Below are 13,426 nucleotides of genomic sequence, written 5' to 3' on the forward strand. Positions count from 1 at the left end.
CGCGCCCTATCACGGTCGCATCACCCCGAGCCGTGACAGGAGCGCCGATGACCCGGGACCAACTCGCCGCCGAACTGAAGCGCATGGCCAATGCGCAGGTCGCCGACATCGAGCGTGCGGTCAAGGACGGCCACCGGACCATCGCCCTCAACGAACTGGCGGATCTGAACCGCCAGTTGAAGGCCTTGGCCGCAGCCGTGAAGGCCCGGCCCGTCGTACGGGCCTGACACGATGGCGTCGGACGCGAGACCGCTTCAGTAGCGCGGATCGCGTCCACGTCCCTCCAAGGGCGGCTCTTCGGACAGTCGCTCCTCGCCGGCGAGACCCTCCGCAGGGGGCTCGCCGCCGACGTAACCACGCTGATCCGGACGAGCCTCGTCGGCAAACGGAACTTCCCGAGGTGGAATCGGAGGCCGCCGGTAAGGCCTCGGCTCACCGTATCCCCCCTCCGGCTCGCGCTCCGATCTGAAGCGGTCCGAATGCTCCTCGCAGATCGTCACCCGCTTGATGATTTCCTCTCCCTCCGGTGTGATCCGGCGTCGGATGACGGTCCGGCACGGCTCCGCGAGGCGAGACGGTTCGCGTCCGGGGCGGAAATCCTCGACCGGGGGAGGGGGTCGGCGCTCTCCCGGGAATTCGCGCGGCGCTCCATAGGGCTCCGGGAAATCGGCGGCGAGCGCAGGGACACCGCAGAGCGCCAGGGCCAGGAGACCGCTGAAGATAGGCGGCCTACGGCGCGTAGCGACGGACAGGAACGGGTTTGCAGCCACGGAACGTCTCCGGAGAGATGACCGCCCCCGCCATGGGTATGCGGCACCGGATCATCCTGCAGCCGAGCCGCTGAACCAGAGCAGACGCCACCACTCGGAAAGTATTCATCTGGACGCGCGCCGCGATGGCGCCAACGACCGGCTTGCCTCGACGCTCAACTTTCGCCGTCGGCGGCTTTCTGCTTCTCCACCTCGGGCGCGACCTGCCCGAAGTTGAGGACGGCGACCAGGGCGGTCCCGCCAAACACGTTGCCGAGAAGAGTCGGAATGAAGAAGCGCGAGACGTAATCGCCCATCGAGGCATGGCCGCTGAAGACGAGATAGAACGTGTCGACGGATCCGGCCACGATATGGGCGAGGCTGCACATCGACACGAGCCAGGTCATCAGGATGACGATGAACGGCGCCGCCGAGCCGGTGGCAGGCAGCATCCACACCATCAGGGCGATGAGCCAGCCCGCGAACACAGCTTTGATCAGAGTCGTCCAGAACGCCGACTCGATCGTATGGTGGCTGATCGCGGCGAAGGCGGTGTGGATCTCGGATGCGAACGCATCCGAATAGGCTAGGACCGCAGCGATGGCAGCGGTGGCGACCATGTTGCCGGCCAGAACGATGCCCCACAGGCGCAGGACGCGCATGAGGGTGGCGACGCTCCGGTCATGAAGCAGAGGCAGAATCGGCGTCAGCGTGTTTTCGGTGAAGAGTTGCTGGCGGCCGAGGACGACGATGAGGAAACCGGTCGCGTATCCCAAGCTGGTGATGAGTCCGGCCCATTGAGCCTCCGGGAGATGAGCCTTCAGCACGCCGGGGACGATGAGCGAGAAGCCCATGGTCAATCCCGCGGCGAAAGCCGAGAGGAACAGCGCCCCGCCCGTGCGCCGAAGCTCCTCGTCACCCTCCCGGCGGATCACCTCGTGTAGGATGAAGGCGTCGGGCCGCAGGCCTTCCGCTACGGATTCCTCCCGCTCGACTGCCTCATCCCGCGTGGAGCCTTCGTCTCGCTGCCCCATTCGAGGGACCTCCTGAAAACGGGCTCTATTCCCGCCTTCGACAAGGAAGCCATGGACTCAGGCGACGGTTCCGTCCTTGAGCCGGGCGACGAGGGAATGGACATCTGCCTTCGCCCTCGCCACCGCTTCGGCATCTTTTCCGCGCACTACGATGCGATTGGCGAATCCCTGCTGCGTCATCGACGGATAGGAGCCGATGGATACGCCGTCATGGACCTTGGCGATCTCGGCCAGGGCCGAAGCGTAATTGCCTTCGGGCAGGTTGCCGGCCTCGATCGTCTCCGACAGCACGCGCGCGCCGGTCTCGAGGGTAGGGCCGATCTCGTCGAGCATGGCCTGCATGATCGCCGGCACGCCGGCCATGACGAACACGTTGCCGATGCGAAAGCCCGGCGCCTTCGAAATCGGGTTGGCGATGAGATCGGCACCCGCCGGAATGCGCGCCATGCGCAGCCGGGCCTCGTTGAGATCTTCGGGCTTGTGGCGCTCAAGCAGCATTGCCTTCGCGCGCGGATCGACATCGATGGTCACGCCGAAGGCGGCGGCCATGCAATCGGCGGTGATGTCGTCATGGGTCGGGCCGATCCCGCCGGTGGTGAAGAGGTAGGTGTAGCGGGTCCGAAGGGTATTGACCGCGTCGACGATCTCTTCCGCCTCGTCCGGGACGATACGGACCTGCCGCAGGTCGATGCCGACGGCCGTACAATAATCGGCAATGGTGCCGATATTCCGGTCTTTGGTGCGGCCGGACAGGATCTCGTCGCCGATCACCAGAATGGCGGCGGTGATGGTAGGGGAAGTGGGGGAAGTCATCGTGGTCCGTGGCGAGCGCGAGGCGGTGATACCCCTGACCTAGCGCGACGATGCCGAACTGACCATGGCGGGCTCCCTGGCCTGCGTCGGCGCCAGCTGATAGGCGCACGGCGTCGTAGCCGTTTCGCGTGCCATTCCCGTCAGGAGGTCCTGCCGATGAGATTCCCCGGTCCGCTGATCGAGGGCCGGCTGGTCCGCCGTTACAAGCGTTTTCTCGCTGATATCGAAGTGGCGGATGGCAGCCTCGTCACGGCGCATTGCGCCAATCCCGGCGCGATGCTCGGCCTCAACCAACCCGGTTCGCGCGTCCTCCTTTCGGCTTCGACAAACCCGGCGCGTAAGCTCGGCTTTTCGTGGGAACTGGTGGAAGCCGACTTGCCCGGCGGCCTGCAATGGGTCGGCATCAATACGATGCGTCCGAACGCGCTGGTCGCGGAGGCCTTCGCCGAAGGTCGCCTCGCACCACTTTCGGAATACGCTTCCCTGCGCCCCGAGGTGCGTTACGGACGCGCCAGCCGGGTCGATTTCCTGGCGACCGGGGAGGGCGTGCCACCCTGTCATGTGGAGGTGAAGAACTGCCACCTCCTGCGCCAACCGGGCCTCGCCGAATTTCCCGACTGCGTGGCCGCCCGCAGCGCGCGGCATATGGACGATCTCACGGAGGTCGTCGCTCAGGGCGGGCGCGCGATGCTGATCGTCGTGGTGCAGATGCAGGCAGACAGGTTCGATGTGGCCCGCGATCTCGATCCGGCCTTCGACCGTGCCTTTGCCGCCGCCATGGCGGGCGGAGTCGAAATCCATGCCTATCGCTGCCGGATCGACCCGACCGAGGTCACCATCGCGGAAGCGATTCCCGTGGTTTCGCGGCTATCCGGCGGGTGATCGATCGGCGCGTCGGTGGGGCGCGCGATTTCATGGGGCCATCGGCGGATTTCGTGCCATGCTCCCAGCCCTACGACCCAAGGAGACGATGATGGCGACTGAGAAACCACGCGGTGGCCGCGAAGCGAAGAAGCCGAAGAAGCCCGTCGTCAAGACGATCGCCGCTGCCCCCTCTACCAAGGGCACCGTAAGCATCGGCGCCAAGAAGTAGGACCCACAGCCCCGTCAGGCCGGCTATACGCCGCCTGGCGTGGCTTTCGGGCCGGGATCTGGCAAGGTTCGGCCAAGTTCGAGAAGTACGATTTCCGGCGGCACTCCGATACGGATCGGGACGCGGCTCACGCCGAACCCGCCGGACACGATCATGTGTCGTCCCTCATCGACCACATGGCCGTAGGAAAGGTCCTTGCCACGCACGAAGGGTACGAGCGGCGAGGCACCGAAAAACCGGATCTGGCCGCCATGGGTATGGCCGGCCAGGGTCAGGGAGACACGCTCGGGTACACGGGGGAAGATGTAGGGCTCGTGCGCCATCAGGATGACCGGCGCATCGTCCGTGACCTGAGCCAGCGTGCCGGGGAGATCGTCCCGTCCTCGGCGATCGCCGCGCAGTAGGAACGGCTCTTGGTCCCCAAGCCCTGCGATCCAGAACGGATAGCCATCCTTTTCCAGCCGCCGAGCGATGTTCTCCATGACCGGGATGCCGCGAGCTTCCAGCACGCGCTGGGATTCGACCGGCCCGCGCCGCGTCGTTTGGGCGATGGTGTCGTCCCACCAATCGTGATTTCCAAGAATGGCGTAAACGCCGAGCGGCGCCCGCAGGCCGTCCACGACGCGGGCGAACTCGACCAGCGGCACCTTGCGTGTCGTCACGCTGGGACCGGATGGATAATCGCCGAGCAGCAGGATGAGATCGGGTTCGAGCCGGTTTGTCGCATCGACGATCTCGGCGATCCGGTCGAGCGGCATGGTCGGCTCGCCGACATGGAAATCGGCGAGGACAGCGACTTTCAGGCTCAACCCATGTGTCCAGCCAGGCAGAACCGGAGCGTATCGCGTCACAACGAGACGGTGGCGCGGCTCGATCACGAAGCCATAGGCGCCCGCCGAGGCCACCAGGGCCGTGCTCGCACCGATCCCGGTTAGGAGCTGCCGTCTTGTCGGCAGAATCAGCATGTCATCGTCCCCGGCGGCAGAGTCGATGCGGATCCATCGTCCCGGGGCGACTACACATCCAGCGCAGCCAAGTTCCGATGGTTCGACGTCGGTGACCAAGCCCGTGAAGGCTTGGTCGCAATGTTTGGCCGGACGGCGTTCGTCTTAAGAAGGATTGGCCTCAGACGAGGGGCGCATCCTCGTGCTGGAAGCGGGAGAGCTGCCGACGAGCGGCAATCTTCCGGGCCGCCTCTTTGGCAGCGGATGCCGAGACGTGAACCGCTGCGGCGAGGGCGGGCAGTGCCACGGGGCGGAAACCTTCGCGATCCGTTACCAGACCGGACGCACGGGGCGTCGACGAAATGGCTGCGCGCTGGTTCTGTTCGGGGCGGGACATGGGAACGGGTCCTGTTTCACGGTGTCGGAACGCCACCAGATCCTCGTTTGTCTGGTTGGCGATCACGCCGGTCTCTCGGGCACCCTCAAGAGGTTCGACCCGGACCGACGCTGTGCGGCACGAGATCCATATGCGGCGAAGGATCATGAACGGGAGCTTAAGGCTAGCCAGAGATGAGCAGGATAGAGTTGTCCAACATCGTCGCTGAGTGACTTTCGACACAGTCAAAGAATAGTGGAAATATAAAAAATTCAATTCCGCAGTGCAATCTAATCTCGCACGCACTGCGAAAGATCTAGACTTTTCTGTGGCGAAGCCGCCCTAAACCACGGGCCTCAGACCTTCCGACGCGATCCAGGCCTCGGTTCGATCCAGGGCACGGGCGAGGCGGTCGAACAACGTGTCGATCTCCTCGTGCGAGATGACCAGGGGAGGGCAGACCGCGACCCGGTCACCGGCGAGGAATCGCACGATCAGGCCCTCGGCCTGCGCGAACGCGACGCAGCGGGCCGCGACTCCGGCCTTCGGCTCGTACTGACGCTTGGATGCCTTGTCGGCGACGATCTCCAGCCCACCGATGAGACCGATCCCTCGCGCTTCTCCGACAATGGGGTGGTCGGCCAAGGCCGAGAGCCGGGCCTGGAAATGAGGGGCCTTCTCGGCAACGCCTTCGACGATGCGGTCGCGTTTGTAGATTTCGATGGTCTTCAGCGCGACGGCGCAGGCGACGGGGTGACCGGAATAGGTGGTGCCGTGGCCGAACGTGCCGAGCTTGGCGCTCTGCGTCACCAGCGCCTTGTAGAGCGGCTCGTCGATGCTGATGCCGCCGAGCGGCATGTAGCCCGAGGTCACCGCCTTGGCGAAAGACAGGCTGTCGGGGCGCATTCCCAGGGCTTCGGAACCGAACCAAGTGCCGAGCCGGCCGAAGCCGCAGATCACCTCGTCGGCGATGAAGCGCACGTCGTAGCGGTCGAGGACGGCCTGGATCTTGGTGAAATAACCGGCGGGCGGGGCGATGGCGCCCCCCGCTCCCATGACCGGCTCGGCCACGAAGGCCGCGACGGTATCCGGCCCCTCGCGCAGGATCAGGGCTTCGAGTTCGTCGGCGAGGCGCTGCGAGAATGCCTCCTCGGTCTCACCGGCCTCGGCGAAACGATAGTGGTGCGGGCATCCCACATGCAGGAACCCTGGCAGCGGCAGGTCCCAATCGGCATGGTTGGCGGTGAGGCCGGTCATGGAGGCGGTCGCGACCGTGACGCCGTGGTAGCCCTTGATCCGCGAGACGATCTTCTTCTTGGCCGGGCGGCCGAGGGCGTTGTTGAGATACCAAGTCAGCTTCACCTGGGTGTCGTTGGCCTCCGACCCGGACGAGGTGAAGAAGATCTTCGAGGTCGGGATCGGCATCAACTCCTTGAGCGTCTCCGCGAGCTCGATCGCCGGATCGTGGCTACGCCCCGAGAACAGATGGGTGAAGGGCAGGCGCGACATCTGCTCGCTCGCCGCTTCCACCAATTCCTCGTTCGAATAGCCGAGCGCTGTGCACCACAGGCCGGCCATGCCTTCGAGATAGGGCCGACCGTCGCTGTCATAAACCCAGACACCGTGGCCGCGCTCCAGCACCAGCGGGCCGGTCTCGCGAAAGGTGGAAAGGTTGGTGTAGGGATGGATCAGCGTTTCGACGTCGCGGGTCGCGAGGTTCGAGAGCATGGGCCTGCCGTTACCTGTGGAAGCGGGCCGGTTCGGCCCCGTGTTCATGCGATGCCACACTAGCGACCCGGACCGTCGGTAGAAACCCGTCCGCACAATGCATCGTCGCCCCGTCTTTCGCACCGATTGTCCCGCGCATGCTCGATCCCGCTACTTTCGTGGCCCATCCGGCGCCAGGCCGCGTTTGCGGAACCTGCACCCTGTGCTGCAAGGTCTACGATGTTCCCGCCGTGGGGAGCGTCGCCGGCCAATGGTGCCGGCACACCAAGCAGGGGAGGGGCTGCGCCATCCATCCGACGCGGCCGGACCATTGCCGCGCCTTCCATTGTCTCTGGATGACCGAAGCCTGGCTCGGCGCCGAGTGGAAGCCGGAGAAGGCCAAGATGGTGCTGGCGCTCGATCCGGTGACGAAGAACATGAACGTCCAGGTCGATCCCGGCCAACCGAATGCGTGGCGGCGCGAGCCGTATTACGGGCAGCTGCGGCGCTGGGCCGCCGCATCGCTGGCGCAGGACCGCCTCGTCCTCGTCCATCTCAACAAATCCACCACCGTCATCCTGCCGGATCGTGACGTCCCACTCGGCGTGTTCGAGCCCGGCGACAGGATCGTGCGGCGGGATCGCGCCGGAACCTTCGACGTCGAGAAGGTGGGAGCCAGCGCGTGAGCGCGACGCGTCCACGCCGTCTCGCCGGCATCCTGTTCGACAAGGACGGCACGCTCATCGATTTCGACAGGACCTGGGGGCCAGCGGCCCATGCGGTCATGGATTGCCTGTCCGGGGGCGACCGTACCCGCTTGGAAGACCTGATGGCGGTGAGCCATTACATCGAGGAGGAGCGACGCTTCCTGCCGACCTCGCCCCTCATCGCCGGCTCGTCCGCAGCCTATGGGCCGCTCTGGGCGAAGGTTCTCGGCCGGCCTGCCGGACCTGATCTCTACGGGGAGATGGACCGGCTGTTTCGCCGCGAAGGGTTGGCGCATCTATGCCCGATCGGTGATCCGGCCGGGATGGCACGCCATCTCGTCGGTGCCGGTTACGCGCTCGGCATCGCCACCAACGATGCCGAAGCCTCGGCGCGGGCGCAGGCTGATGCCCTCGGCCTCACACCCCATCTCTCCTACGTCGCGGGCTACGATTCGGGGCATGGGTCCAAGCCGGAACCCGGCATGGTCAGCGCCTTCGCCGCGCATCTCGCCGTCGCCCCGAGCCGCATCGTCATGATCGGCGATTCGCCTTACGACCTCGTCGCCGGGCGCGCGGCCGGTGCCATGACCATCGCGGTTCTGACCGGGCCCATGGGGGATGCAGCCCGCGAGATCATGACGCCGCTCGCAGACCATGTGGTCGCCTCGATCGCCGATCTCGCCGACTTGCTCGATGGGATCGCCGATCACGCGCGAGGGAGCGAAGCCGGGGCGCAACCAGGACGCTGAGTGAGGTCTCCCCCCCCGATCCGGCTGCCGCTGATGAAGGGAAATATTTACCCGGAAACGTCACAACTACCCGCGTCGTTTCCCGACGACAGGCCCGGCCGATCCGGCCCCTCCGGCGATGGCGGCAAAACGATTTCGCGCTGGCATGTCTCGCCCGCGCGTCCTCCCCGATCATTGCCTCGACTGCGTGAGTTTCTGACGATGCCTCCTCACGACCGCGCCGGCCTCGATAGCGGCAGGCCGAACGCTCCGACGAAGCGTGACATTCTCCGTGGCGCCGTCGGCTCGGCCTTCACCGCCGCGTTCCCGTTCATCGCCGCGCCCGCCCTCGCGCAGACGGGGAACGCACCGAAACACGTGCTCGTCCTCGGCGCGGGCATGTCCGGCTTGACGGCCGCCCTGGCGCTACTCCGCAGAGGCCACCGCGTCACGGTGATCGAGTACCAGGACCGCATTGGCGGCCGCCTCTACTCGCTTCCGCTGAAGAACGGGCAGTTCACCGAGGCCGGCGGCGGGCACTTTCGGTCCAACATGCCCTACGTGCTGAGCTACGTGCGGCGCTTCAACCTGCCCCTCCTCAGCCTCAACGATGGCCTTCCCCGCTACATCGTCGGTGGCAAGACCGGGACGGGCGCCGATCTCGCCAACTGGCCATGGCCCGTTTCCCGCGAGGAACGCAACGTCAGCGTCGCCACCAGCCTCAACCGCTATCTCTACCGAGCCGGACTCGACACCGATTCCGTCCTCGATTCACGGTGGCCCGACCCGGATTCCCTGGCTCGCTACGACAACGTGACGGTGGGCGACCTCGTGAAGGGTGTCGGCGCCTCGGACGCGTTCTGCCAGCTACTCGATGCCCATGGCGGCACCTTCACCAGCCGCTCGCAGGCGCTGGGGGCCATCCCCGACCTCGCCTATCATTTCGGCGACCAGAACGTGTTCCGCATCGAAGGCGGCAACAACCGCCTGCCGATGGCCCTCGCGGGAGCGATCGGCCCAACCAACATCGTCTTGAAGGCCGAGGTGGTCAGCATCGAGCAGACCGATGGCGGTGTCCGTGTCGGCACCCGCGATGGACGCGACTTCTCCGGCGATGCGATCGTATCCACGATCCCCTTCAGCGTCCTCGGCGATATCGAGATGAAGCCCGGCTGGTCGGAGGGCAAGCGGCGCATGTTCGCCGAGATGGAATGGGACAAGACCGTCAAGGTCATCGTCCAGACCAAGACTCCCTCTTGGCTCTCGAAGAATGTTCATGGCTGGCCCATGGCCGGCGGCGACAGGCCCTGGGAGCGGGTCATCGACATCACCGGCAACGAGACCGGCTCGCACGGGAACGTCTTCTTCTACCTCAATGGCGCGAACGCGGAGGCGATCCTGGCCCGCCCCCGCGAGACGCGCGCTCAGGTGACGGTCGATCAGTTCCGCGCCGACATGCCCGACCTGTTCGACGAGGTGATCACGGTAAAGGACTTCGCCTGGACCGAGCAGCCCTGGATCAAGGGCTCGTTCGGCTCGCCGCCGCTCGGCGGCGGATGGATGATCCGGGAATGGACCATGCCCGAAGGCCGCATCCATTTCGCAGGAGATTTCACCAGCCTGAAGACCGGCTGGGTCGAGGGGGCGATCGAAGCGGGCCTGCGAGCGGCCCGGCAGATCGACCCGCTGGTCCAGGCGGAAGGCCGCCCGGTGATCCGTCAGAGGCTCTGACGGAGGGACACCGAAGTAACTCAGCCGCTGGAATCGGCGCGGGCGACGTCGCGCCATTTCAACACGAGCTGCTCGAAAGCCGCGATGTCGTCCGGAGGCAGCGTCCCGAGGGTACGGGCGACATAGGCTTTCTGCGCGGCGATCCCACGGGCTGCGATCTCCGTACCCGCCGGGGTGAGATGGAGCGCATGCGAGCGCCGGTCACCCGGGATGGCGTGGCGCTCGACGAAGCCGGCCTGGACGAGGCGGTCGATCAGGCCCGAGACATTGCCCTTGGTGACGTAGAGCCGCGCGGCGAGATCCTGCTGTGTCAGCCCCTCGCGTTCGGTGAGGGTCGAGAGGACGTCGAATTGCGGAATGGAGAGCCCGAGGCCGCGCAGCTCGGTCGCCATCGCGGCGGTCACCCTCCGGTTGAGGCGGATGAAGCGGAACCAGACCCGCAGCGGGTCGTCCGATCGAGCATCGGTCACGGGATTTCCGGTCGCTGCGGTAAAGTTCATGTCGACGCCGCTATAGCAGAAGCAGGCGGCATCGAAAGCACGACGTAACTCGCGGGTGGCGTCGCCATGCGAGGCCCGGTAAAGCTCATCGCTCAGGCGCGCGGGCACGACCTCCCTGCGGCGCGGCGATCTCCCGGACAGCGATTTCATCCGTATCATGCGTCGTTCGCTTATCGAGGAGCCCATCACCCGCGCCGGTCCGCTCTCGCGCGGCACGGCGATCCTGTCGGTCCTCGTCACCCTGTTCGCCCTCGTTCTGGTGCGTGATCCGCGGGCGGAAGAAGGGCCCGCGCTGGTCACGCTCGGGTCCGGCCTATTCCTGGCGGTCCTGGCAATCGGCTTTGCCCTCTTCGCCTTCGTCCGGGTGTGGCGCGAGGGTGCGCGCGGTTTGGGCGGAGCGATCGCGGGTCTCTTCCTCGCGGTGATACTCCTCGGATATCCGGGCTTCGTCGGGCTGCGCAGCCTGCGCCTTCCCGCCATCACCGACGTCACCACCGATACCGAGAACCCACCCGCCTTCTCGCGCTCGCATGCCGCCTTCGCCGCCCGCGAAGGGCATTATCCTCCTGATCCCGGGCCGGAAGCGCGAACTGCACAGCGCGCCACCTATCTGCAGGTCGCCCCACTTACCCTCGACCTCGACGCCAACGCCGCGTTCGAGCTGGCTCGCAAAGCAGCGGTGAACCGTAAATGGCAGATCGTCGAGGCGATCCGCCCCGGTGGCAGGATCGGCAATGGCCGGATCGAGGCTGTGACGCGCGGCCTCATCCTCAACCTCGCCAGCGACATCACGGTGAGAGTGCGACCGCGGGCGGACGGAGCCCGGATCGACGTGCGTTCGGCGTCCCGCATCGGCGACCGCGATTTCGGCGCCAATGCCGACACCATCCGGGCCTATCTCGACGAGGTCGCGAACCTCGCCATCGCCGTCAAGTGAGTGGTCAGGCCGGCGCGTAGACACCTTCCAGCCTGGCCGGACCATCGGTCACGATGAGCCCGCGCTCCACCAGGTCTTCCAGATGGGCGAAGACGGATAAAGCCGCAGCGCCCTGCAGGGCCGGGCTCAGGCCCTGATAGATCGTGCCGACGATGGAGCGGATGTCGCGGTCGCCCGCCTCGATCCGGCTGCGGATAGCATTTTCGCGCTGGCGCCGATGGGCGGCGAGGCCCCGGACGAAGCGCCGCGGATCGCGGACCGGGCCGCCATGGCCGGGCCAATAGATTGTCTCGTCACGTCCGCGCAAAGCCTCGAGCGACGCCATGTAGGCACGCATCGATCCATCGGGTGGCGCTACGATGGTGGTGGACCACGCCATGACGTGGTCGCCCGAGAACAAGGTCGCCTCCTCCGGCAGGGCGAAGGCGAGATGGTTCATGGTGTGGCCGGGCGTTTCGACCGCCTGAAGCGTCCAGCCCGGCCCCTCGAGCGTGTCGCCCTCTCCCATCTGACGGTCGGGTCGGTGGTCCCGGTCGGCGCTGGCGTCGAGATGCGGAAACTCGCCCTCCGCCAGATCCCTCGCGGCGCGATGCGGCCCGCAACCGATGATGGGCGCACCCGTCTCCGCTTGCAGCAGGCGCGCGCCGGGGGAGTGGTCGCGATGGGTATGGGTGACGACGATGGCAGTGAGCCGCTCCCCGGCGATGGAGGCGATCAGAGCCGCTACGTGACCGGAATCGGCCGGACCCGGATCGATGATCGCGACCTCGCCCCGTCCGACGATGTAGCTGCAGGTGCCGCTGGACGTGAACGGGCTGGCATTGGGACAGATCCGCCGGCGTACCAACGGCGAGAGGCTCACCGTCTCGCCGTTTGCCGGCGCGGCGCCGTCGAAATGCGGATCCGTTCGTGCCTCGCCGTCGTCACTGGTCTTGGTCATGCGGCACCCGGAACGATCACACTCTCGTCCGGCCCTACGCCATAGCGGACCGAGCCACAACGCACCCCGAGCTGTCCCTGAGACCGGTCTCAGCGCGTGAAAGGCGAGGACACCACGACGCGGACGTCGGCGAAGCCCGCCGCACGGTCCTGTCCTCGCTGGACTTCACCGAAGCCGCCTGTCCCCGCCGTGGTACCCACCTGGGCCAGCCGGACGCGCGGCGCGCCGTCAAACGCCCGCCCGGCCTGCCGAGTATCCCCACCGGAGGCGCGGGCATCCGCCTCTCGCCGGACGACGTCGATCTTGCGGCCGATCAGGCGACGCTCATGGCGGGACAGGATGCCCGTCTCGCGGAAATCCACCATCGTGAAGCCACCAGGCCGCGTGGAGACCACGACACGGGCACTCGATGGGGTTGCGACCACGTCGCCCACCCGCGCAGTCAGATCGCGTTCGATCGGCAGCGGCGTCGCCGCCACGCCTTCGAGCTGGCAGGAGCATTGGTCGACGAGCTTCCTGCGGTAGAGAAGGGCAACCTTGAGAACTCGGTAGGGCTGCCCGTCGAGGCTGACGGCCCGGTCCAGTTCGTTCTGCCGGGCGCCGAGCGTGTAGAGGCTGGTTGCCGCGTTGGGGCAGGCCGCCGCACAGGCTGCCTCGTGAAGAGGAATGTCGGCGCGCGAGGCCAGCCGCCCGAGCGGAAACAGGTAGCCGTCGCAAGCCCGGACGCAGACCGTACGGGCCCCGAGCGCCGAGGCGACCAGGCCAGCCGATGACGAGCGGCTCTTCCGATCAGCGGATGGCCGGTCGAGGCGCATCATGCGAGGCGTGTGACGAGGCGGGGCGGGCCTCGTGATACCGTTGGTATCGGGCAGGGACGCATAGCGCGGACGCGCCGGGCGCGGCACGGGAACGGGTTCCGGCCGGATCCTTACGGCCGGTCCGCGGAAGATGTCCTCGAAGAAGCTGAAGATACCCCCCTGCTCGGAGGCCCGAACGAGGCTCGATCCGGCGACGACACCGCCGATGCCGAGGATCACGCCCGCCATAAGAGGGCCGACGACTCGCTGACGCGGCGCAATGGCCGTCCTCGCGACATGTGGGTATGCGACCCGCATCGCTTCCTCATCCTTCAGTAACCATCCGGTAGGACGTGCGTCCTGCCTAGGC

The 13,426-nt window shown here is 66.6% G+C and carries 16 protein-coding genes; 7 read left to right on the forward strand and 9 right to left on the reverse strand.

Annotated features, from left to right (window positions below; all coding sequences use genetic code 11):
• The first annotated feature begins 47 nt into the window (after positions 1-47).
• Entirely contained in the window at positions 48-227 is a 180-nt protein-coding gene (locus tag ASF32_RS15515) for a hypothetical protein (protein ID WP_056430086.1), read from the forward strand.
• 27 nt (positions 228-254) lie between these two features.
• Here ASF32_RS15515 and ASF32_RS25455 read toward each other — a convergent pair whose 3' ends face one another.
• From ASF32_RS25455 to ASF32_RS15530, 3 genes are all read right to left on the reverse strand, one after another.
• On the reverse strand, positions 255-770 hold the full coding sequence (locus ASF32_RS25455; protein ID WP_156467844.1) for a hypothetical protein: 516 nt from the start codon (positions 768-770) through the stop codon (positions 255-257).
• Between the two features lie 155 nt (positions 771-925).
• Positions 926-1,783 (reverse strand): formate/nitrite transporter family protein, encoded by an 858-nt coding sequence (locus tag ASF32_RS15525; RefSeq protein WP_056430092.1) that lies wholly within the window; start codon positions 1,781-1,783, stop codon positions 926-928.
• Positions 1,784-1,840: 57 nt separating this feature from the next.
• Positions 1,841-2,596, reverse strand: a complete 756-nt coding sequence (locus ASF32_RS15530; RefSeq protein WP_056430095.1) for a molybdopterin-binding protein — start codon at positions 2,594-2,596, stop codon at positions 1,841-1,843.
• Positions 2,597-2,752: 156 nt separating this feature from the next.
• Here ASF32_RS15530 and sfsA point away from each other — a divergent pair, with 156 nt between their 5' ends.
• A complete protein-coding gene (sfsA, locus tag ASF32_RS15535) occupies positions 2,753-3,478 on the forward strand; it encodes a DNA/RNA nuclease SfsA (RefSeq protein ID WP_056430097.1) in 726 nt (241 codons plus the stop codon).
• 88 nt (positions 3,479-3,566) lie between these two features.
• Complete coding sequence (locus tag ASF32_RS26900; protein WP_280136565.1) at positions 3,567-3,689, forward strand: hypothetical protein; 123 nt, start codon at positions 3,567-3,569, stop codon at positions 3,687-3,689.
• 23 nt (positions 3,690-3,712) lie between these two features.
• Here the strand turns inward: ASF32_RS26900 and ASF32_RS15540 are convergent, their stop codons facing one another.
• The 3 genes from ASF32_RS15540 to ASF32_RS15550 all read right to left on the reverse strand — a co-directional run bounded on the left by ASF32_RS15540 (position 3,713) and on the right by ASF32_RS15550 (position 6,737).
• Positions 3,713-4,654 carry a metallophosphoesterase gene (locus tag ASF32_RS15540; protein WP_056430098.1) on the reverse strand — a complete coding sequence of 314 codons (942 nt, stop codon included), beginning with the start codon at positions 4,652-4,654 and terminating at the stop codon, positions 3,713-3,715.
• Between the two features lie 160 nt (positions 4,655-4,814).
• Positions 4,815-5,030: a hypothetical protein gene (locus ASF32_RS15545; RefSeq protein ID WP_056453941.1), complete on the reverse strand. Its 216-nt coding sequence runs from the start codon at positions 5,028-5,030 to the stop codon at positions 4,815-4,817.
• 321 nt (positions 5,031-5,351) lie between these two features.
• Complete coding sequence (locus tag ASF32_RS15550; RefSeq protein ID WP_056430104.1) at positions 5,352-6,737, reverse strand: aminotransferase; 1,386 nt, start codon at positions 6,735-6,737, stop codon at positions 5,352-5,354.
• A gap of 137 nt (positions 6,738-6,874) precedes the next feature.
• Here ASF32_RS15550 and ASF32_RS15555 point away from each other — a divergent pair, with 137 nt between their 5' ends.
• The 3 genes from ASF32_RS15555 to ASF32_RS15565 all read left to right on the forward strand — a co-directional run bounded on the left by ASF32_RS15555 (position 6,875) and on the right by ASF32_RS15565 (position 9,882).
• Positions 6,875-7,402, forward strand: coding sequence for a hypothetical protein (locus ASF32_RS15555; RefSeq protein WP_056430109.1), 528 nt, complete (start codon positions 6,875-6,877; stop codon positions 7,400-7,402).
• A complete protein-coding gene (locus tag ASF32_RS15560) occupies positions 7,399-8,172 on the forward strand; it encodes an HAD family hydrolase (RefSeq protein WP_056430112.1) in 774 nt (257 codons plus the stop codon). The genes ASF32_RS15555 and ASF32_RS15560 overlap by 4 nt, the downstream gene beginning before the upstream one ends.
• A 201-nt stretch (positions 8,173-8,373) precedes the next feature.
• Positions 8,374-9,882, forward strand: coding sequence for an NAD(P)/FAD-dependent oxidoreductase (locus tag ASF32_RS15565; protein ID WP_056430115.1), 1,509 nt, complete (start codon positions 8,374-8,376; stop codon positions 9,880-9,882).
• 20 nt (positions 9,883-9,902) lie between these two features.
• Here the strand turns inward: ASF32_RS15565 and ASF32_RS15570 are convergent, their stop codons facing one another.
• Positions 9,903-10,382 carry a MarR family transcriptional regulator gene (locus ASF32_RS15570; protein ID WP_056430517.1) on the reverse strand — a complete coding sequence of 160 codons (480 nt, stop codon included), beginning with the start codon at positions 10,380-10,382 and terminating at the stop codon, positions 9,903-9,905.
• A 157-nt stretch (positions 10,383-10,539) separates the two neighbouring features.
• Here ASF32_RS15570 and ASF32_RS15575 point away from each other — a divergent pair, with 157 nt between their 5' ends.
• The gene (locus tag ASF32_RS15575; RefSeq protein ID WP_056430118.1) at positions 10,540-11,319 is read left to right on the forward strand and encodes a DUF1499 domain-containing protein; all 780 of its coding nucleotides are present in this window, start codon (positions 10,540-10,542) and stop codon (positions 11,317-11,319) included.
• Between the two features lie 4 nt (positions 11,320-11,323).
• On the opposite strand, the gene ASF32_RS15580 is transcribed toward ASF32_RS15575, so the two are convergent.
• Positions 11,324-12,259 (reverse strand): MBL fold metallo-hydrolase, encoded by a 936-nt coding sequence (locus tag ASF32_RS15580; protein ID WP_056430121.1) that lies wholly within the window; start codon positions 12,257-12,259, stop codon positions 11,324-11,326.
• 89 nt (positions 12,260-12,348) lie between these two features.
• Positions 12,349-13,305, reverse strand: a complete 957-nt coding sequence (locus ASF32_RS15585; protein WP_056430124.1) for a DUF2865 domain-containing protein — start codon at positions 13,303-13,305, stop codon at positions 12,349-12,351.
• Positions 13,306-13,426 lie beyond the last annotated feature (121 nt).

The organism is Methylobacterium sp. Leaf91 (assembly GCF_001422815.1).
Classification (GTDB): Bacteria; Pseudomonadota; Alphaproteobacteria; order Rhizobiales; family Beijerinckiaceae; genus Methylobacterium.